The 290-nt window shown below is 53.1% G+C and carries 1 protein-coding gene; it reads left to right on the top strand.

From position 1 onward, the window contains the following. Positions 1-290: virulence-associated E family protein (locus LIZ87_RS23115; RefSeq protein WP_227149241.1), on the top strand; the 290-nt coding region annotated here is incomplete at both ends.

Raw genomic sequence — 290 nt, 5'->3', positions numbered from 1 at the left:
CTTCTTCCGTCTGCTGGCAGTCCGGGACGAGTGGTTCTCCGATGATTTGCGGAAGTTGGACGATGACAATGTGTACCGCAAGCTGCAAGGTCACTGGATTATCGAAATGTCGGAAATGATGGCAACCGCCAACGCCAAGAGCATTGAGGAAATCAAGTCATTTTTAAGCCGACAGAAAGAGGTTTACAAGATACCCTATGAAACCCACCCAGCAGACCGCCCCCGTCAGTGCGTGTTTGGCGGCACTTCCAATGCCCTTGACTTCCTGCCCCTTGACCGTTCCGGCAACC

This window comes from Lacrimispora sp. 210928-DFI.3.58 (assembly GCF_020554865.1).
In the GTDB taxonomy this organism is placed as follows: Bacteria; Bacillota; Clostridia; order Lachnospirales; family Lachnospiraceae; genus Enterocloster.
Note: the sequence above shows the minus strand (reverse complement) of the source record. Positions and strands in the feature narration are given on the sequence as shown.